General features: G+C 71.6%; 17 protein-coding genes. 5 read left to right on the top strand and 12 right to left on the bottom strand.

The window, feature by feature from the left end; genetic code table 11:
• Positions 1–6 precede the first annotated feature (6 nt).
• On the bottom strand, positions 7–1,371 hold the full coding sequence (locus tag AB0B50_RS23550; protein WP_362335164.1) for a M20/M25/M40 family metallo-hydrolase: 1,365 nt from the start codon (positions 1,369–1,371) through the stop codon (positions 7–9).
• Positions 1,372–1,508: 137 nt separating this feature from the next.
• Between AB0B50_RS23550 and AB0B50_RS23545 the strand changes: the two genes are divergently transcribed.
• On the top strand, positions 1,509–1,934 hold the full coding sequence (locus AB0B50_RS23545; RefSeq protein ID WP_362335161.1) for an RNA-binding S4 domain-containing protein: 426 nt from the start codon (positions 1,509–1,511) through the stop codon (positions 1,932–1,934).
• Between the two features lie 22 nt (positions 1,935–1,956).
• Here the strand turns inward: AB0B50_RS23545 and AB0B50_RS23540 are convergent, their stop codons facing one another.
• The 3 genes from AB0B50_RS23540 to AB0B50_RS23530 form a co-directional block, all read right to left on the bottom strand.
• Entirely contained in the window at positions 1,957–2,388 is a 432-nt protein-coding gene (locus AB0B50_RS23540; protein ID WP_362335158.1) for a DoxX family protein, read from the bottom strand.
• Positions 2,389–2,495: 107 nt separating this feature from the next.
• Complete coding sequence (locus AB0B50_RS23535) at positions 2,496–3,188, bottom strand: class I SAM-dependent methyltransferase (protein ID WP_362335855.1); 693 nt, start codon at positions 3,186–3,188, stop codon at positions 2,496–2,498.
• Positions 3,189–3,257: 69 nt separating this feature from the next.
• Entirely contained in the window at positions 3,258–4,160 is a 903-nt protein-coding gene (locus AB0B50_RS23530; RefSeq protein ID WP_362335852.1) for an acyltransferase domain-containing protein, read from the bottom strand.
• 128 nt (positions 4,161–4,288) lie between these two features.
• On the opposite strand from AB0B50_RS23530, the gene AB0B50_RS23525 reads away from it, so the two are divergent.
• On the top strand, positions 4,289–4,549 hold the full coding sequence (locus AB0B50_RS23525; protein WP_362335849.1) for a DUF6343 family protein: 261 nt from the start codon (positions 4,289–4,291) through the stop codon (positions 4,547–4,549).
• On the opposite strand, the gene AB0B50_RS23520 is transcribed toward AB0B50_RS23525, so the two are convergent.
• The 4 genes from AB0B50_RS23520 to AB0B50_RS23505 form a co-directional block, all read right to left on the bottom strand.
• The gene (locus AB0B50_RS23520) at positions 4,546–4,923 is read right to left on the bottom strand and encodes a tetratricopeptide repeat protein (protein WP_362335155.1); all 378 of its coding nucleotides are present in this window, start codon (positions 4,921–4,923) and stop codon (positions 4,546–4,548) included. The two genes, AB0B50_RS23525 and AB0B50_RS23520, sit on opposite strands and share 4 nt — an antisense overlap.
• Before the next feature lie 86 nt (positions 4,924–5,009).
• Positions 5,010–5,393 (bottom strand): DUF3592 domain-containing protein, encoded by a 384-nt coding sequence (locus AB0B50_RS23515; RefSeq protein ID WP_362335152.1) that lies wholly within the window; start codon positions 5,391–5,393, stop codon positions 5,010–5,012.
• A gap of 18 nt (positions 5,394–5,411) precedes the next feature.
• The gene (gene coaE, locus AB0B50_RS23510) at positions 5,412–6,011 is read right to left on the bottom strand and encodes a dephospho-CoA kinase (protein ID WP_362335149.1); all 600 of its coding nucleotides are present in this window, start codon (positions 6,009–6,011) and stop codon (positions 5,412–5,414) included.
• A gap of 23 nt (positions 6,012–6,034) precedes the next feature.
• Positions 6,035–6,973 (bottom strand): PAC2 family protein, encoded by a 939-nt coding sequence (locus AB0B50_RS23505; RefSeq protein WP_362335146.1) that lies wholly within the window; start codon positions 6,971–6,973, stop codon positions 6,035–6,037.
• Between the two features lie 234 nt (positions 6,974–7,207).
• Between AB0B50_RS23505 and AB0B50_RS23500 the strand changes: the two genes are divergently transcribed.
• Positions 7,208–8,179, top strand: coding sequence for a right-handed parallel beta-helix repeat-containing protein (locus AB0B50_RS23500; RefSeq protein WP_362335143.1), 972 nt, complete (start codon positions 7,208–7,210; stop codon positions 8,177–8,179).
• A 170-nt stretch (positions 8,180–8,349) separates the two neighbouring features.
• On the opposite strand, the gene rpsA is transcribed toward AB0B50_RS23500, so the two are convergent.
• Positions 8,350–9,852, bottom strand: coding sequence for a 30S ribosomal protein S1 (gene rpsA, locus AB0B50_RS23495; RefSeq protein WP_362335140.1), 1,503 nt, complete (start codon positions 9,850–9,852; stop codon positions 8,350–8,352).
• A 344-nt stretch (positions 9,853–10,196) separates the two neighbouring features.
• Here rpsA and AB0B50_RS23490 point away from each other — a divergent pair, with 344 nt between their 5' ends.
• Entirely contained in the window at positions 10,197–11,018 is an 822-nt protein-coding gene (locus tag AB0B50_RS23490) for a class I SAM-dependent methyltransferase (RefSeq protein WP_362335137.1), read from the top strand.
• Between the two features lie 4 nt (positions 11,019–11,022).
• Positions 11,023–13,602: an ATP-dependent helicase HrpB gene (hrpB, locus tag AB0B50_RS23485; protein ID WP_362335134.1), complete on the top strand. Its 2,580-nt coding sequence runs from the start codon at positions 11,023–11,025 to the stop codon at positions 13,600–13,602.
• On the opposite strand, the gene AB0B50_RS23480 is transcribed toward hrpB, so the two are convergent.
• From AB0B50_RS23480 to AB0B50_RS23470, 3 genes are all read right to left on the bottom strand, one after another.
• Entirely contained in the window at positions 13,599–14,606 is a 1,008-nt protein-coding gene (locus tag AB0B50_RS23480) for a DUF3068 domain-containing protein (RefSeq protein ID WP_362335131.1), read from the bottom strand. The genes hrpB and AB0B50_RS23480 overlap by 4 nt on opposite strands.
• 20 nt (positions 14,607–14,626) lie before the next feature.
• Positions 14,627–14,761 (bottom strand): SPW_0924 family protein, encoded by a 135-nt coding sequence (locus AB0B50_RS23475; RefSeq protein WP_362335128.1) that lies wholly within the window; start codon positions 14,759–14,761, stop codon positions 14,627–14,629.
• A 172-nt stretch (positions 14,762–14,933) separates the two neighbouring features.
• Positions 14,934–16,733 (bottom strand): lytic transglycosylase, encoded by a 1,800-nt coding sequence (locus tag AB0B50_RS23470; protein WP_362335125.1) that lies wholly within the window; start codon positions 16,731–16,733, stop codon positions 14,934–14,936.
• Positions 16,734–16,756: the final 23 nt, after the last annotated feature.

Raw genomic sequence — 16,756 nt, 5'->3', positions numbered from 1 at the left:
TCGTGCTCACGCGGCACCGCCTCCCGACTTGCGGAAGTCGGCGGCGTACTCGCGCACGAAGGCGCACATGGCGACGACCGTGTTGCGCAGCTCCGAGAAGAGGACGCGCTCGTTCGGGGCGTGCAGGTTGCACATGCTGTCCTGCGCCCCGAAGAGCAGCACCTCGGCGCCGGGTGCCGCCTTGGCGAGTCCGTTGACCAGCGGGATGGAGCCGCCGGTCGCGACGTACGAGGCGTCCTGGCCCCAGCCCTCCCTGAGCGCGGCGAGCGCGGCGCGGTAGGCGGGTCCGCCGGTGGCGGCCTCGTAGCCGGGGCCCGTGTCGCCGGGCGTGACGGTGAGCGCGACGCCGAAGGGCTTGAGCGAGCGCAGGTGCTCGACGAGCCGGGACTGCGCCTCCCTCGGGTCCTGTCTTGGGTGGAAGCGGAGGTTCAACTTGGCGCGTGCGTACGACACGACGGCGGACGCCGCGTGCTCCACGCTCGGCGCGTCCAGGCCGATGACGGTGATGGCGGGCCCGCTCCACAGCCGCTCGCCGAGGCTGCCGCTGCCGACGAGCGGCACCCCCTCGCGCACGCCCGCGAGCGAGCGGAACTCCTCTTCCGTGTACGAGGTTCCGGTCCACTCCTCCCGCCGCAGTCCCTCGACCGCGACATCTCCGTGGACGTCGTGCAGGGTGCCGAGCGCCTTGATCAGGACGAGCAGGGCGTCGGGGGCCGCGCCGCCGAACTCGCCGCTGTGGCGCGGCTCGTCGAGGGTGCGGACCTCGACCGTCACCTCGGACGCGCCGCGCAGGCCCGTGGTGAGGGTGGGGGTACCGGGGCGGAGGTTGCCGAGGTCGGCGATGACCATGGCGTCGCAGGCGAAGCGGTCCGGGTCGCTCGGCGGGTAGTCGTCGAAGGCGCTGCCGTACTCCTCCTGCCCCTCGATGACGATCTTGACGCCGACCGGTGGCCGTCCCTCGTAGGCCCGCAACATCCCCAGGTGCGCGATGACGTTGGACTTGTCGTCGGCGATGCCCCGGGCGCGCAGTCCGCCCTCGACGGGCGTGGGTTCGAAGGGCGGGGACTTCCAGAGCGACGCGTCGCCGGGTGGCTGCACGTCGTAGTGGCCGTAGAGCAGGACGGTCGGCGCGTCGGGGGACGGGGGCGGGATCTCGCCGTAGATCACGGGGGCGGTGTCCGGCAGATCGAGCCGCTCGACCGTCGGGACCCCGGCGTCGCGCAACAGTCCGACCAGGAGGTCGTGGGCCTCCCGCACCGGTTCGGGCGGGAAGCCGGGGAAGGAGATCGAGGGGATCGCGGCGAGACGTTCGAGGTCGGCGCGCAACCCGTCCATCAGACCGTCGACCGTGGCTTCGAAAGAGGACGTCATGGGCAGCACCCCTGGGAGTCGAATCCGGACTGTTTTGGTGTGATGCGTCCGAATTATCGGCGGCCGGGGCGGACGGATTCCGAACGGCTCGCCGGGAGGCCGGGGATGCCGCGCCGAAGCCGGACTAAGGTCGTGGCATGGCTTCGGAGACTTCCATCGACACGGCGGGCGGGGGCTCGGTGCGGGTCGACAGCTGGATCTGGTCGGTCCGCCTCGTCAAGACCCGCTCGGCCGGCGCCACCGCCTGCAAGGGCGGCCATGTGCGGGTCAACGGCGAGCGGGTCAAGCCCGCGTACGGCGTGCACGTCGGCGACGAGGTCCGCGTACGCCAGGCGGGCGGCCGGGAGCGGATCGTCGTCGTGAAGCGGCTGATCCGCAAGCGCGTCGGGGCACCGGTCGCCGTCGAGTGCTACGTGGACAACAGCCCGCCGCCCCCGCCCCGCGAGGCGGTCGCCCCCGCGGGCATCCGCGACCGGGGGACGGGCCGCCCCACGAAGCGGGACCGGCGGGAGATGGAGCGGCTGAGGGGCGACCACGCGAGCCAAGCACTCAAGGACGGCTGAGGGGCGGCGCCCGGCGCGCGCCTCACCCCCGCAGGCGCGCGATCAGCTTCGTCGTCTCCTCGCGCCGCGCCCAGGCGATCCACACCAGCGGCAGGATCAGGATCGGCGGCGTCGCCGCGTTCTCCCCGCCCATCGCCGTGACCGTCACGACGAACGCGCCGATCATCAGGCCGACGAGGGCCGTCGCGGCGACCGAGGAGAGCAGCGGGAGCAACAGCGCTATCCCGCCGAGCACTTCCAGCGCCCCGATGGTGTACATGCCGGGCGCGCCCCATCCCAGCTTGTCGAAGGCTTCGACGGCGGTCGGATGCGCGATCAGCTTGGGCGCGCCGCTCGCGACGGCGAAGAACACACCCAGCAGGACCTGCAGGGACCGCAGCGTGACGCGGGCGCCGCGGCCACGGGTCGTGGCGCGGCGGGCGGTACGGGTGGTGGGGGCGGTGGTGGCGGACATGGTGTGCTCCTCGGTGAGCGGGGGTGCTGTGCTGTCGTGGAGGTAGACCCGCCGCTCCGGTGGAACTCATCGCTCGCCGCACGAATGATTCGGACGAGGCCCGTGAATCAGCCGATCGGCACCGCCCGCACCCAAGTCCCGTCGTCCGTGAGGTATTTGTCGACCTTCAGACCGGCCTCCGCGAGCGCCTCCTCGAACTCTTCCTTCGTGAAGGGGCGGGCCAGGAACTTCTGCGTCCAGACGGCGTCCGGGAAGACGTACTCCGCGTGGATCCGGTTCACGCCGTCGCCGACCGGCTCCGCCGAGAGGATCCTGACCGTGTAGCCGCCCGGGTCGACGCGCTCCCGGGGCAGATTCGTGTGGTAGTCCTCGCCCTCGCGCTGAATCAGGACGCAGCCGTCGTCCGTGACGTGCTTGCGGCAGGCCCGCAGGATGCCGCGCCGCACCGCGTCGTCGCCGTGGTGGACGAGGAACGACGCGAGCATGACCACGGAGAACTTCTCGTCCAGGTCGAGCCCTTCGATCGTGCTCCGGACCGTGCGCACCCCGCCGTCGAGCTCGGCGACCTTCGCCAGCATCTCGGCGGACTCGTCGACGGCCGTCACCCTGAAGCCCCGCTCCAGGAGCGGACGCGTCACCCGCCCCGCGCCGCTGCCCAGTTCCAGAATGTGCGACCCGGCCGGCACGGCGCCGGCGACGACATCGGGCTCGTCCCCCACGGAAAGGCGCGTGTACAGGTCGACCGCGCAGCCGTCCGGCGTGATCGCGCCGGGTCCCGTTCCCTCGTATCCCTCACGCATCTCCACACTCATGCCCGGCCAACGAAGCACTCCGCGGCCGCGTTCCCCCTCCCCTCGCGGGCCGACCGCCTACAGCGGAAACCAGCCATGCCCGCCGTACCAGTGGCCGCCCGCCCTCAGATGGTCGCCCACGGCCCGCTCCACCCCTGTCCGCCTGGGCAGTTCGGCCACGGGGATGGTCCGGTCACCGAAGACGAAGGCGACCGGACTGCCGTCGTCCGCCTCCCGGCGGTAACCGTCCGCGGGACGGAATCGCTCCTGGAAGCGGACGATGTTGGAGTCCTCGGGCAGGTGGTCCCTCAACTGCGGGTCGAGCAGCCAGGAGTGGCACACGGCTGTCTCATATCGTTCCTCGGGGAAGTGGCGCGCGAAGAACTCCCGCGCCAGCGCCACCGAGCGGTCGCAGGCCCGCGGGGTCAGCTGCCCCCGGTAGTCGGTGATGTGGACGTTGAGACAGAAGTCCCCGGGTCCGGCGACATGCCCGGCGGCGGCCGTCGCCCCGCCCATCCGCGCGCCGAGGACGGCCCGTTGGAACTGCAGCCGCCCCAACTGATAGATCTCGCCCCGGAAGTGCAGCCCTGGCCACCCGGGCACGAGGAGGCCACGGCCGCCGTGCGCCCTGCGGTGCACCGCCAGATGGCGGCCGAGGTCGGCGAGGGTGCGGCGCGAGACGTCGTCGGGTATGCCACGGCCGCGGTGGTAGGCCCGCACGTGTTCGAGCCCGGCCACGTACACGTACACGAAGAAGCAGCGCCCGAGCTCGCCCAGCTCCTCGGGCAGCACAGGGATCCGGCCGCCCCCGCCGATCACACCCATGTCGCGTACGAGGATGTCGACACAGCGGTCGAGCAACCACCGCGCCTCGGGGTCGGCCCACAGACGGCCGCGCAGCGCCACCAGGGCGTTGATGTCCTCGTGCGGCACGGCGAGGTCGAGCAGCACCTCCGGGAGGGCGTCGGCGTCCGGGAGCACCGCCTCGGCCCGCGGCTCCCCCGCGGCCTCCAGGTCCTTGAGCCAGGCGGCGAGCTCGTCGTCGGCCCTGAGCGCTTCCAGCACGTTCCCACCCTCTTTATCCTGAAAGGAGGAGATGACCTCTCATGATGCGCACAGGCAGTGAACCGGTCACCGCACGCAGCCCCCTGCGGATGCGCCTGTGGTTCGGCGTATGGGGCCTGATCTGGGCGGTCTTCGGCACCGTCGCCTTCGCCCTCACGGGCCGCACGGGGTGGGCGGTGGCGTGCGGGGTACTGATCCTTGTGGTGACGGCGGACCTGGCCTGGGTGCTGCACCGCATGCGCCAGGGAGCCCACTACCAGCCGGGCCGCGACATCCCTCCGTACGAGCCTCCGGACAGGCCCTAGCCCTCCTCGGTCGGGCTGTCGAAGCGCGCCGCGGCCACATACTCCGGCTGCGGATCAAGCGCCGCGGCCAGGCGGAAGTGCCGCCGGGCCTGCTCGTGCCGCGAGCCGCGCTCGTATGTGCGGGCCAGGGCGAAGTGCGCGAAGGCATTGTCCGGCTCGCGCTCCAGGACGATGGAGAACTCCAGCTCGGCGGCGCGCAGTTGGGCGGCGGCGAAGAAGGCACGGGCCCGCAGCAGCCGGGCCGCGGTGTTCTCCGGGTGGGCGGCGATGACCGTGTCCAGCAGTTTCACCGCGCCGCGCGGATCCCGCGCGGCAAGAAGCTGCTCGGCCGCACGGAAATCGATGACATGGGTCTCCGGGGTGATTTCGGGCACGCCGGACTCCTTCCCTCGCTCCCCTGTGTCAACGCCCGCCGCGGCCCGGGATATTCCACCCCCGCGTCCCACGCGCGCGGGCGGCCTCAGAGCGCGACGGCGATCAGGACGAGCCCCAGCACGAACACCGCCGCGCCCGCGCCCACGAAGGCCCGGTCCAGGCCGGTGCGCTCGCCGCCGATCAGGACGGTCTCGCGCGGGTCCTCGGTGTCGTACGCGATGCTGACCCGGTCGCCCGAAGCGAGCGGCCTGCGCCGGCTCGGCGGCACGGGCGAGACCACCTCGACGACCCGTCCGTCGCCCGTCTCGAACTGCAGGGTGGGCCGCTCTGCGCCGGGCGGCACCGCTTTCACCAGGGCCTGCGCGACCGCGCCCGCCGCGGTGATGCGCCGGGTCTGCCGCAGGCCGTACGCGCCGGCGAGGACCGACACCAGACCACCCAGAGCCGTGAACGCCGCCAGTACGACCACTCTGCCCCCGCCCCTTCCCTAGGCGCGTGCTCTGCGCGCGAGGTCGGCCCACACCTCGGCGACCCGCTCCTTCAGGCCGTCCAGCGGGCCGTCGTTGTCGATCACGATGTCCGCGATCTCCAGGCGCTTCTCACGGGTGGCCTGGGCGGCCATCCGCGCGCGGGCGTCCTCCTCGCTCATCCCGCGCAGCCGCACCAGGCGGTCCAGCTGCGTCTCGGGGCTCGCGTCGACGACGACCACGACGTCGTACAGCGGAGCGAGGCCGTTCTCCGCGAGCAGCGGCACGTCGTGGACGACCACCGCGTCTCCGGAGGCGGACTCCTCCAGCTCGGCGGAGCGGGCTCCGACGAGCGGGTGCACGATCGAGTTCAGGACGGCCAGCTTCTCGGCATCGGCGAAGACGATCGCGCCCAGCTTCGGCCGGTCAAGTGAGCCGTCCGGAGCGAGGATCTCCCGCCCGAAGGCGTCAACGACGGCCGCGAGGCCAGGAGTTCCCGGCGCCACCACCTCACGCGCGATCTTGTCCGCGTCGATCAGGACGGCACCGGACGCGACGAGCAGCCGCGAGACTTCACTCTTGCCGGCGCCGATTCCGCCGGTCAGGCCCACCTTCAGCATGAGCGGAAGCTTAGGCCCTGGCGTTACGCGTCGCCTTCCCGCTCCGCAAGGAAGCGTTCGAATTCACGGCCGATCTCGTCCGCCGACGGTATGTCCACCGGCTCGGCGAGCATGTTGCCCCGCTCCTGCGAGCCCGCCGCCGCGTCGTACTGGTGCTCAAGTCCCTGGACGAGCGCGACCAGTTCCTCGTCGCCCTCCTGGATCTGCCGGTCGATCTCGGTCTGGGTGCGGTGCGCCTCGGTGCGCAGTCCGTGCGCGACGCCGGGCAGCACCAGGCCGGTGGCGGCGGTGATCGCCTCCAGGACCGTGAGGGCCGCGTCCGGGTACGCGGAGCGCGCGATGTAGTGCGGGACGTGCGCGGCGACACCGAGCACGTCGTGGCCCGCCTCCACGAGGCGGTACTCGACGAGCGAGGCCGCGCTGCCGGGCACCTGCGCCTCGTCGAAGGGGCTGCGGTGTCCGGGCACCAGATCGGTGCGGTTGCCGTGGGGGGTGAGGCCCACGGGGCGGGTGTGCGGCACACCCATGGGGATGCCGTGGAAGTTCACCGACAGACGCACGCCGAGCCGCTCCACGATCTGCTGGACGGCCACCGCGAAGCGCTCCCACTCGATGTCCGGCTCGGGCCCGGAGAGCAGCAGGAAGGGCGCGCCGGTGGCGTCCTGCACGAGGCGGACGTCGAGCGTCGGCACCTCGTAGTCGCTCCAGCGGTCGCGGCGGAAGGTGAGCAGCGGGCGGCGCGCGCGGTAGTCGACGAGCCGGTCGTGGTCGAACCTCGCCACCACCTGCCCGGGAAGGCTGTCGGTGAGCCGCTCGACGATCTGGTCGCCGGTTTCGCCCGCGTCGATGTACCCGTCGAAGTGGTAGAGCATGACAAGACCGGCCGATTCCTGGGCGAGCGCCATGTCGACGACGGCGAGGCCCTTCGGCTCCCATGCGTACAAACCCTGCGGATCAAGCACTGTGACCGCTCCTCCTCGTGTTCGTATCGAAGAACGCACGCGGCGGCACGGGCATTCCCGGCCACGCCGCCCCGATCACTGTTCGTATGCGTGAACTCCCTTACCTGGTCCATACCTTGACGCGCACATGCCCCGCCTTTACGTTCATCTACGTTCATGTCAGAACCCGGTGTTCACATAGCTGAACCTTGACGGAACTTCTCCCCCAGCGAACCGACGGGAAGGCCACCCCACATGCGCACCCGACGAACCCTGCTGACCGCCCTGCTCGCCGCGACGGCCACCACCGGAGGCCTTGTCGCGGCGGCGACCGCGACCGCCTCACCCACGCCGGCGCGGACCATCGAGGTCTCCACGGCCGCCGAACTGAAGACGGCGCTCACCGACGCCTCCCCCGGCGACACGATCCACCTCGCCGACGGCACGTACTCCGGGAACTTCAAGACCTCCGTGGCGGCGAGCGCCAACTCCCGCATCACGCTGACCGGTTCGTCGAAGGCGGTCCTCACGGCAGGCGGCGGCTACGGCCTCCATCTGAACGGCGCCGCGTACTGGACCGTGCAGGGCATCACCGTCACCGGCGGCCAGAAGGGCATCATGATCGACTCCGCGAGAGGCGTCGTCGTGGACAGCGTCACGGTCCACGGACTCGACATGGAGGGCGTCCACTTCAGGAAGTCGAGCAGCGACGGCGTCATCAAGAACTCGCGGATCCACGACACCGGGAACGACGACCGCGGCATGGGAGAGGGCGTCTACGTAGGCACCGCCAACACGCTCTCCGACAAGAGCGACCGCGTACAGATCATCGGCAACACCATCGGCCCGGACGTGGGCGGCGAGGCGATCGACCTCAAGGAAGGCACCACGGGCGGCAAGGTCTCGGGCAACACGTTCGACGGCAAGGGCCTGACCGGCAACCACTACGACGACTCATGGGTCGACGTGAAGGGCAACGACTACGTCATCGAGAACAACACCGGCAAGAACACCCTGAACAACGGCTACGAGACCCACACCCAGCAGTCCGGCTGGGGCTGCGGCACGGTCTTCCGCGCCAACAGGTCGACCCTGACGGGCGCGACGGGCGACAAACAACTGGCGATCAACGTCACGAACCAGAGCGGCAGTTGCAGGACGACGGTGCACGCGAGCAACACGGTGACGGGCGGCAGGGGCCTGACGAACATCCCGGTTACTCCGTAGCAGCCCCTTTCAAAGTGCCCCGCAGGTAGTGCCCCGAAGGGGCGCGGGGAACTGCGCGACCAGCCCCAACGGCCCCGCACCCGAAAAACAACGACAACGGGCCCGCACCCCCCGTAAGGGAGATGCGGGCCCGCAGCGTTCAACTACCGCCTAGAGAGAGCGACGCGAGGTCAGCTCTGACCGCCGGCAAGCTTCTCGCGAAGCGCGGCCAGCGCCTCGTCCGAAGCCAGGGCGCCGGAGTTGTCGTCCGACTCCGAGGAGTACGAACCGCCACCGGCGGCCGCGGCCGGAGCCGCACCCGCGGCGTCGCCGCCCTCGGCCGCCGCCTGGGCGTCGGCCTCGCGGGACTTGATGACCTGAGCCTGGTGCTGCTCGAAGCGCTGCTGCGCCTCGGCGTACTGGGTCTCCCAGGCCTCGCGCTGGGTCTCGTAGCCCTCGAGCCAGTCGTTGGTCTCGGGGTCGAAGCCCTCGGGGTAGATGTAGTTGCCCTGGTCGTCGTAGGACGCGGCCATGCCGTACAGGGTCGGGTCGAACTCGACGGCCGACGGGTCGGCGCCGAAGGACTCGTTGGCCTGCTTCAGCGACAGCGAGATCCGGCGACGCTCGAGGTCGATGTCGATGACCTTGACGAAGATCTCGTCGTTGACCTGGACGACCTGCTCCGGGATCTCCACGTGGCGCTCGGCCAGCTCGGAGATGTGGACCAGGCCCTCGATGCCCTCGTCGACGCGCACGAACGCACCGAACGGAACGAGCTTGGTGACCTTACCCGGGACGACCTGACCGATCTGGTGGGTCCGGGCGAACTGCTGCCACGGGTCTTCCTGCGTCGCCTTGAGCGACAGGGAGACGCGCTCGCGGTCCATGTCCACGTCGAGAACCTCGACGGTGACTTCCTGGCCGACCTCGACAACCTCGGACGGGTGGTCGATGTGCTTCCAGGAAAGCTCGGAGACGTGGACGAGACCGTCGACGCCGCCGAGGTCCACGAACGCACCGAAGTTGACGATCGAGGAGACGACGCCGGAGCGGACCTGGCCCTTCTGCAGGGTCGTGAGGAACGTCTGGCGAACCTCGGACTGGGTCTGCTCGAGCCAGGCGCGGCGGGACAGGACCACGTTGTTGCGGTTCTTGTCCAGCTCGATGATCTTGGCCTCGAGCTCCTTGCCCACGTAGGGCTGAAGGTCGCGGACGCGGCGCATCTCGACCAGGGAGGCCGGGAGGAAGCCACGGAGGCCGATGTCGAGGATGAGACCACCCTTGACGACCTCGATGACGGTACCGGTGACGATCCCGTCCTCTTCCTTGATCTTCTCGATGGTGCCCCAGGCACGCTCGTACTGGGCGCGCTTCTTCGAGAGGATCAGGCGGCCTTCCTTGTCCTCCTTCTGGAGAACCAGGGCCTCGATCTCGTCACCAACGGCGACGACCTCGTTCGGGTCGACGTCGTGCTTGATGGAGAGCTCGCGGCTCGGGATGACGCCTTCGGTCTTGTAACCGATGTCGAGCAGGACCTCGTCCCGGTCGACCTTCACGATGACGCCGTCGACGATGTCGCCGTCGTTGAAGTACTTGATCGTCTCGTCGATCGCGGCGAGGAAGGCTTCCTCGTTACCGATGTCGTTGACCGCTACCTGCGGAGTGGTGGCGGTGGTCTCGGTGCTGCTCGTCATGTGGGAAAGGGCTCCGGTACGGACATTGAAGTCGTAGGTACTGCAACGCCGGAGCCGATTTCGCTCTGCAGAAGCCGGACAGCCTTGGAAGCGCGACTTCCGCTGAAACGGAAGGCGCCTCGACAACCGAGGGGACATACAACAGACGCGAGCGCAGCCTGCTATGTCTGAGGAGCGCAGGCTCGCAGCGCAACTTGTAGCATACGGGGGCTGCCGGGCAGGGTCAATGCGCGAAGGCGCACACCCGGGGCGGAACGCCGCATACCCGGCACAATTCCTGTCGCATGAGGCCACACGGGCCGCAGGACGCCCCCTCGCGACGGGTTCGACGGAAGATTACGACGATGGAGCCGATCATCCAAGAGTCCGAGCTGCCCGAGCCCGAGGCCACCCGGCGTGACGCCGACGTCACGGAGAGCAGCCGCGCGAACCGCGGCTGGTGGGACCGGAACGCCGACGAATACCAGATCGAGCACGGCACGTTCCTCGGGGACGACCGCTTCGTGTGGGGGCCCGAAGGCCTCGACGAGGTGGAGGCGGAACTGCTCGGTCCGCCCGAGGAGCTGAAGGGCAAGGACGTCCTGGAGATCGGCGCCGGCGCGGCCCAGTGCTCGCGCTGGCTGATCTCCCAGGGCGCGCGGCCCGTGGCCCTCGACCTCTCGCACCGCCAGCTCCAGCACGCGCTGCGCATCGGCGGGAACGTTCCGCTGGTGCAGGCCGACGCCGGCGTGCTGCCGTTCCGGGACGGCTCCTTCGACCTCGCCTGCTCCGCCTATGGGGCGCTGCCCTTCGTGGCCGACCCCGTGCTGGTCCTCAAGGAGGTGCGGCGCGTGCTGCGGCCCGGCGGCCGGTTCGTGTTCTCCGCGACGCACCCGATCCGCTGGGCGTTCCCCGACGAGCCGGGCCCGGAGGGCCTCTCCGTAGCGGCCTCCTATTTCGACCGCACTCCTTATGTGGAGCAGGACGAGCAGGGCAACGCCGTGTATGTGGAGCACCACAGGACGATCGGCGACCGGGTACGGGACATCGTGGCCGCCGGCCTTAGCCTCGTCGACATCGTGGAGCCGGAGTGGCCCGCGTGGAACACCCAGGAGTGGGGCGGCTGGTCCCCGCTGCGCGGAAACCTGATCCCGGGGACGGCGATCTACGTGTGCGTACGAGACTGAGTACGTGATCGGTCTCCGCAACGACGCCCTGGACCTGCCCGTACGCGACGCGCTGCCCGCCCTCCGCTCCGCTCTGGAGGGGCCGGGCGGCGCGGTGCTGTGCGCGCCGCCCGGCACGGGCAAGACGACGCTGGTGCCGCTGGCCCTCGCCGGTCTGCTCGACGGCGCCCTCGAAGGGCCGGGACACGGTGTACGTCGTGTCGTCGTCGCCGAGCCGCGGCGCATCGCCGCTCGGGCCGCCGCGCGGCGGATGGCGTGGCTGCTCGGCGAGAAGGTCGGCGAGAGCGTCGGGTACACGGTGCGCGGGGAGCGTGTGGTGTCGCCGCACGCGCGCGTGGAGGTCGTCACGACGGGTGTCCTGCTGCAGCGGCTGCAGCGGGACCAGGAGCTGTCGGGCGTGGACGTCGTGATCCTCGACGAGTGCCACGAGCGGCATCTGGACGCGGACACCGTGGCGGCGTTCCTGGTGGACGTGCGGGCGGCGCTGCGGCCCGAGCTGCGGCTCGTGGCGGCATCGGCGACGACCGACGCGGAGGGCTGGGCGCGGATCCTCGGCCACGCGCCCGTGGTGGAGGCACACGGCATCGCGCATCCCGTGGAAGTGGTGTGGGCCCCGCCCACGCGCGCGGTGCGGCCGCCGCACGGCATGCGCGTCGACCCGGCGCTGTTGACGCACGTGGCCTCGGTGGTGCGGCGGGCCCTTGCCGAGCGGGACGGGGACGTCCTGTGCTTTCTGCCCGGGGTCGGTGAGATCGCGCGGGTGGCCGGGCAGTTGGGGAGTCTCGGGGACGTCGAGGTCCTGCAGGTGCACGGGCGGGCGCCCGCGGCGGTGCAGGACGCGGTGCTCGCCCCGGGTGAGCGGCGGCGGGTGGTGCTCGCGACCTCAGTGGCCGAGTCGTCCCTGACGGTGCCCGGGGTGCGGGTGGTCGTGGACGCGGGGCTCGCGCGCGAGCCGCGGGTGGACCACGCGCGCGGGCTGAGCGCGCTGACCACCGTGCGGGCCTCGCAGGCGGCGGGGCGGCAGCGGGCGGGCCGTGCCGGGCGTGAGGCGCCGGGGGCGGTGTACCGGTGCTGGGCACAGGCGGAGGACGGGCGTCTGCCGCGCTTCCCGTCGCCGGAGATCAAGGTGGCGGACCTCGCGGCGTTCGCCCTGCAGACGGCGTGCTGGGGGGATCCGGACGCCTCCGGGCTCGCGCTCCTCGATCCCCCGCCGGGCGGCGCGATGGCGGCGGCGCGGGACGTCCTCGCGGCGGTCGGCGCGGTGGACGCGGGCACGGGCCGTGCGACGGAGCGGGGCACGCGGATGTCCCGGGTGGGCCTGCACCCGCGCCTTGCCCGCGCCCTCCTGGACGCGGCGCCCCGCATCGGCACCCGGCGGGCGGCGGAGGCCGTGGCCCTGCTGAGCGAGGAGCCGCCCCGGGAGTACGGGGACGACCTCGCGGGCGCCCTGCGGACAGCGCGGCGGGGCCAGGACGCGTATGCGGCGCGCTGGCGGACCGAGGCCAAGCGCCTGGCGTCGGCGGTGCGGGACCAGGGCTCGGGAGCGTCGGGCGCGGAGGAGTCCGCCGGGGGCGAGCGGGCCGGGAGCGACGAGTACGTCGCCGGGCTCGTGGCCGCGCTGGCGTTCCCCGAGCGGGTGGCCCGGAGCGCGGGGAACGGGGCGTACCTCATGGCGGGCGGTACCCGCGCCGAGGTGCGGCAGGGGTCGGCGCTCGCCGGGGCGCGGTGGCTCGCCGTGGCCGTGGCCGACCGGCCGGTGGGCTCCGGGCACGCGCGCGTGCTGCTGGCCGGGCACATCGACGAGGACGTCGCGCGGAGCGCCGCCGCGCCGCTGCACTCCGAGGGCGACGAAGTGGCCTGGTCCTGCGGCGATCTCGTCGCGCGGCACGTCGAGCGCCTGGGGGCCATCGAGTTGGTGGTGCGCCCCTTGAAGGACCCCGCCCCCGGCCTCGTACGCGAGGGACTGCTGCGAGGCCTGCGGGAGGAGGGGACCGTGCTGCTGAAGTGGTCCCGGAGTGCGCGGGAGTTGCGGGAGCGGCTCGCGTTCCTGCACCGGCACCTCGGTGCGCCCTGGCCCGACGTGGCGGAGGACGCCCTCCACGCGCGCGTGGAGGAATGGCTGGAGCCGGAGCTGTCCGCGGCCCGGCGCCGGGCCGACCTGGCGCGGATCGACGCGGGGCAGGCGCTCGCGCGGCTCCTGCCATGGGCGACCGGTGAGGCCACGCGCCTGGACGAGCTGGCCCCCGAGCGCCTGGAGGTGCCGAGCGGGTCCAGGATCCGGATCGACTACTCCGACCCCGAACAGCCGGTCCTCGCCGTGAAGTTGCAGGAGATGTTCGGGCTCGCCGAGACGCCGAGGATCGCGGGCGGTGCCGTACCCGTCCTGGTCCACCTGCTCTCCCCCGCGGGCCGTCCCGCGGCCGTCACGGCCGACCTCGCGTCCTTCTGGGGGTCCGGCTACCGCGCCGTCCGCGCCGATCTGCGCGGCCGCTATCCGAAGCACCCGTGGCCCGAGGACCCCGCCGCGGCCGAGCCGACCCGGTACACCAAGGCCCGGCAGGCGCGGCAGGGTTCCGGCGGCTAGGCGTTGACGGGTTCCGGCTCGGGGTCGCTCGACGCCTCGGGGGCCGGGTCGCCGGGCCTGCGGCCGCGGGCCTCCAGCCAGAGGGAGAGCGCCAGCAGGAGCGCGCCGAGGATCAGGAAGCCCCAGGGCAGGTACGAGGTCAGCAGGAGCACCAGGACGCGCTGCGACTTGACCAGGCTGACGGTGTCCTGGATGTAGTCCTCGCGCATCTTCACGTGCCCGGAGAAGACGGTGACCTTGTCGCGGCCGCCGAGGAGCGTGCCGCCGCGCAGTTCGTTGTTCTGGATCTCCTCGCCGTAGACGGGCGCCCCGGTGGTCGGGTCGACCCAGAACTTGCGGACCGTGGTGTACCAGCGGGTGGTGCCGGTCTTGGCGAGGGACTCCGGAGTGATGCCCTTGACCGGCATCGTCTTGGGGAAGGGCACCTTGGTCCAGGGGATGGTCTGCTCGAAGTAGTAGACCTCCATGCCGCGGAATTTCCGGGTGCCCTTGTAGTGGATGGGACGGGTGACGCGGGCCTGCGCGTCGAAGTACTCGTAATCCCGCTTCTCGGTCAGGAAGGGCCACTTGAACTCGATGCCCTCGCGCTTGACCGGGTCGCCGTCGACCGACTCCCCGGTGGCGTGCACCGGTTCCTGGCTGTGCGCGTCGAAGATGTAGCGCTCGGGGACCTTGGAGACCATCTTGCCCTCGGCGTCCTGGACGTAGCTGAGGGCGTCCCAGACGACGACGTCGCGGGAAGAGTCCCCGTCGTTCTTCTCGATCTTCTCCGAGGCCTCCACGTTGCCCTTGAGGGTCTGCACGATGGTGACCTTGTCGACCTTCTTGGCCTTCATGCTGCCGTAGTCGATGAGGGTCGGGTTCTTCGCCTCCAGGACGGCCTCCTGGTACTGGCTCGGCGGGATCTTCGCGAGGCGCGGGAAGGCGTACCAGCGCATGAGCGGGGACATGGCCGTGAAGAACACGGCGAAGGCGAGCAGGACGAGGCTGGCCTTGCGGCGCATCGCGGCGGCCCTCCCTACGTCTATGGGTGCTTGGGGACTGTGGTGAGGAGCGGCTCGGGCGACGTCTCGCCCGGTGGGGCGCCGATCGCCGTGATCGTCAGAACCAGGGCGACCGCGACGGCGAGGCCGGTGGCGGCGGCGATGAGGGCGCGCATGCGGGGCCTCCCGATTCGGCGTGCGGCCGGAACTGATAGGGCGTCAGGGCGGGCACCGTAGCAACGGAGGGGCGAGATGAGAACACGTTGCACAAACACGGACCGCCCCCGCGCCGTGGAGGGCGCGGGGGCGGTCCGAAGGAGCTGTGCGGCGGCCGGGCGGCCGCCCCGGTCAGGAGCTCGGCGAAGCGCTCGCGGAGGTGCTCGGAGAAGCGCTCGGCGAGGCACTGGAGGAGTCCGTCGGCGAGGGCGTCGTGTCGGGCTCCGCCGCGGTCACCTTCAGTTCGACGGTGAGGGTGCCGCCGCCGACGGTGGCGATGCGCAGGAGGTAGGTGCCCGCCGCGTCGTCCGCGTACATCTTCGGGAGCTTCAGGACGCCGTTCGCGTCGGTCTTCAGGCCCTTGAGGGTGCGGACCGGCTTGCCGTCCGCGTCCTTGAAGTAGGGGCCCTTGTCGCCCTCCGTCGCGTCGGTCGCCGACTTGATCATCGTGGCCGTGGCCTCGACGTTGCCGGCCGCCTTGCCCTTGTACGTCGCCTTGACCTCGACCCGGTCGGCGAACTCCTTGCCCGCCTCGCACACCAGGTCCTTGTCGCCGGTCCGCGCGAGCGCGTCGGCCTGGCGGGCGGTGACCTCCGCGGCGAAGTCCAGGCCGGGCAGCGAACGGCCGACGACCGTGGCCCGCACCGTGAACTTCCCCGCCTTCTCGCCCGCGTCGATCTTCGGGGCGGTGGCCTTGCCGGTGGCTCCCGTGGTGACCGTGGCGCTCCGCTCGCCGCCCTCGAAGCGGGCGTCCGTGTCACCGACGATCGCGAACTTCACCTTGACCTTGGCCACGGAGGCACCCGACTTGGACTCCGTACGCACCTCGACGCGCTCGGCGAAGGCGTCGCCGGCCGTCGCGGTGAGCGTGCCGGTGCCCGCGTTCTCCAGGTGGGCGACCCGCTCGGCCGGCGAGGGCGTGGGGTCGGGGGTCTCGGAGCCGCCGTCGCCGGGCTTCTCCGGCGGCTTGGTGCTGCCACCGCCGTCGCCGGGCTTGTCCGGCTTGTTCGGGCCGGGCTTGTTCGGGCCGGGCTTCGAGCCGGACCCGCCCGGATTCGGCGAGGGCGAACCGGAGTTGCCGGGCGTCGGGCCCACACCGGGGACGCGGCTGTCGCTGCGGTCGTCCGGCAGGACGCCCCTGCCGTCCGGGACCTCGTGGGTGCCCTTGCGGTAGTACTCCAGCCACGACAGGACCGTGTTCAGGTACTCCGTGGAGCGGTTGTAGCTGAGGATCGCCTTGTGCAGGTCGGCCTCGACGGACAGGTCGCGGTCGCCCGCGCACAGGTAGCGGCCCGCGGCGAGCGCCGCGTCGTAGATGTTGTTGGGGTCCTTCTCGCCGTCGTTGTTGCCGTCCTGGCCCCAGCTGTCCCACGTCGAGGGGATGAACTGCATGGGGCCGACCGCGCGGTCGTGCGTCGAGTCCCCGTCGTACGCGCCGCCGTCGGTGTCGGTGATCTTCGCGAAGCCCTTGCCGTTCAGGACCGGGCCGAGGATCGGCGTGAGCGTCGTGCCGTTCGCGTCGACGCGGCCGCCGCGGGCCTGGCCCGACTCGACCTTGCCGATGGCGGCGAGCAGTTGCCAGGGGAGGTTGCAGCCCGGCTTGTCGGTGGCGAGCGCGGTCTCCGCCTTCTTGTACGCGTCGAGGACGGTGGCCGGCAGGCCCGCCTCGGCCTCCTTGTCACCGCCGTTGGGCGCGGCGCCGGTCGGCGGGACGGGGCTCTGCAGGGGCGGCAGGTCCGTGTAGTAGGGGGAGTTGCCGGTCGCGGAGTCACCGGGCGGGGGTGTGCTGTCCGAGGAGTCCGCGGCCCGCTCGTCACGCGGGGCGTTCGTCACTCCCGGGGCCTGCGAGGCGGCGAGAGCCGCCACCGCCGCCGCGGCCACCGCGGTGGTCACCGCTCCCCTGCGCAGCCGCCTGCCGAATACCGGCGCCATGACCGAGCCACCCCTCCCCTTTG

Origin of the sequence: Streptomyces sp. NPDC041068, from assembly GCF_040647455.1 — a bacterium.
GTDB lineage: Bacteria > Actinomycetota > Actinomycetes > Streptomycetales > Streptomycetaceae > Streptomyces.
Note: the sequence above shows the minus strand (reverse complement) of the source record. Positions and strands in the feature narration are given on the sequence as shown.

What these genes read in the sequence shown, in the direction of transcription:
- AB0B50_RS23470 (WP_362335125.1), bottom strand. Translation starts at nt 16,733, where the DNA reads ATGGCGCCGGTATTCGGCAGGCGGCTGCGCAGGGGAGCGGTGACCACC.
- AB0B50_RS23535 (WP_362335855.1), bottom strand. Translation starts at nt 3,188, where the DNA reads ATGCGTGAGGGATACGAGGGAACGGGACCCGGCGCGATCACGCCGGAC.
- AB0B50_RS23550 (WP_362335164.1), bottom strand. Translation starts at nt 1,371, where the DNA reads ATGACGTCCTCTTTCGAAGCCACGGTCGACGGTCTGATGGACGGGTTG.
- AB0B50_RS23475 (WP_362335128.1), bottom strand. Translation starts at nt 14,761, where the DNA reads ATGCGCGCCCTCATCGCCGCCGCCACCGGCCTCGCCGTCGCGGTCGCC.
- rpsA (WP_362335140.1), bottom strand. Translation starts at nt 9,852, where the DNA reads ATGACGAGCAGCACCGAGACCACCGCCACCACTCCGCAGGTAGCGGTC.
- AB0B50_RS23525 (WP_362335849.1), top strand. Translation starts at nt 4,289, where the DNA reads ATGCGCACAGGCAGTGAACCGGTCACCGCACGCAGCCCCCTGCGGATG.
- AB0B50_RS23545 (WP_362335161.1), top strand. Translation starts at nt 1,509, where the DNA reads ATGGCTTCGGAGACTTCCATCGACACGGCGGGCGGGGGCTCGGTGCGG.
- coaE (WP_362335149.1), bottom strand. Translation starts at nt 6,011, where the DNA reads ATGCTGAAGGTGGGCCTGACCGGCGGAATCGGCGCCGGCAAGAGTGAA.
- AB0B50_RS23540 (WP_362335158.1), bottom strand. Translation starts at nt 2,388, where the DNA reads ATGTCCGCCACCACCGCCCCCACCACCCGTACCGCCCGCCGCGCCACG.
- AB0B50_RS23500 (WP_362335143.1), top strand. Translation starts at nt 7,208, where the DNA reads ATGCGCACCCGACGAACCCTGCTGACCGCCCTGCTCGCCGCGACGGCC.
- AB0B50_RS23480 (WP_362335131.1), bottom strand. Translation starts at nt 14,606, where the DNA reads ATGCGCCGCAAGGCCAGCCTCGTCCTGCTCGCCTTCGCCGTGTTCTTC.
- AB0B50_RS23490 (WP_362335137.1), top strand. Translation starts at nt 10,197, where the DNA reads ATGGAGCCGATCATCCAAGAGTCCGAGCTGCCCGAGCCCGAGGCCACC.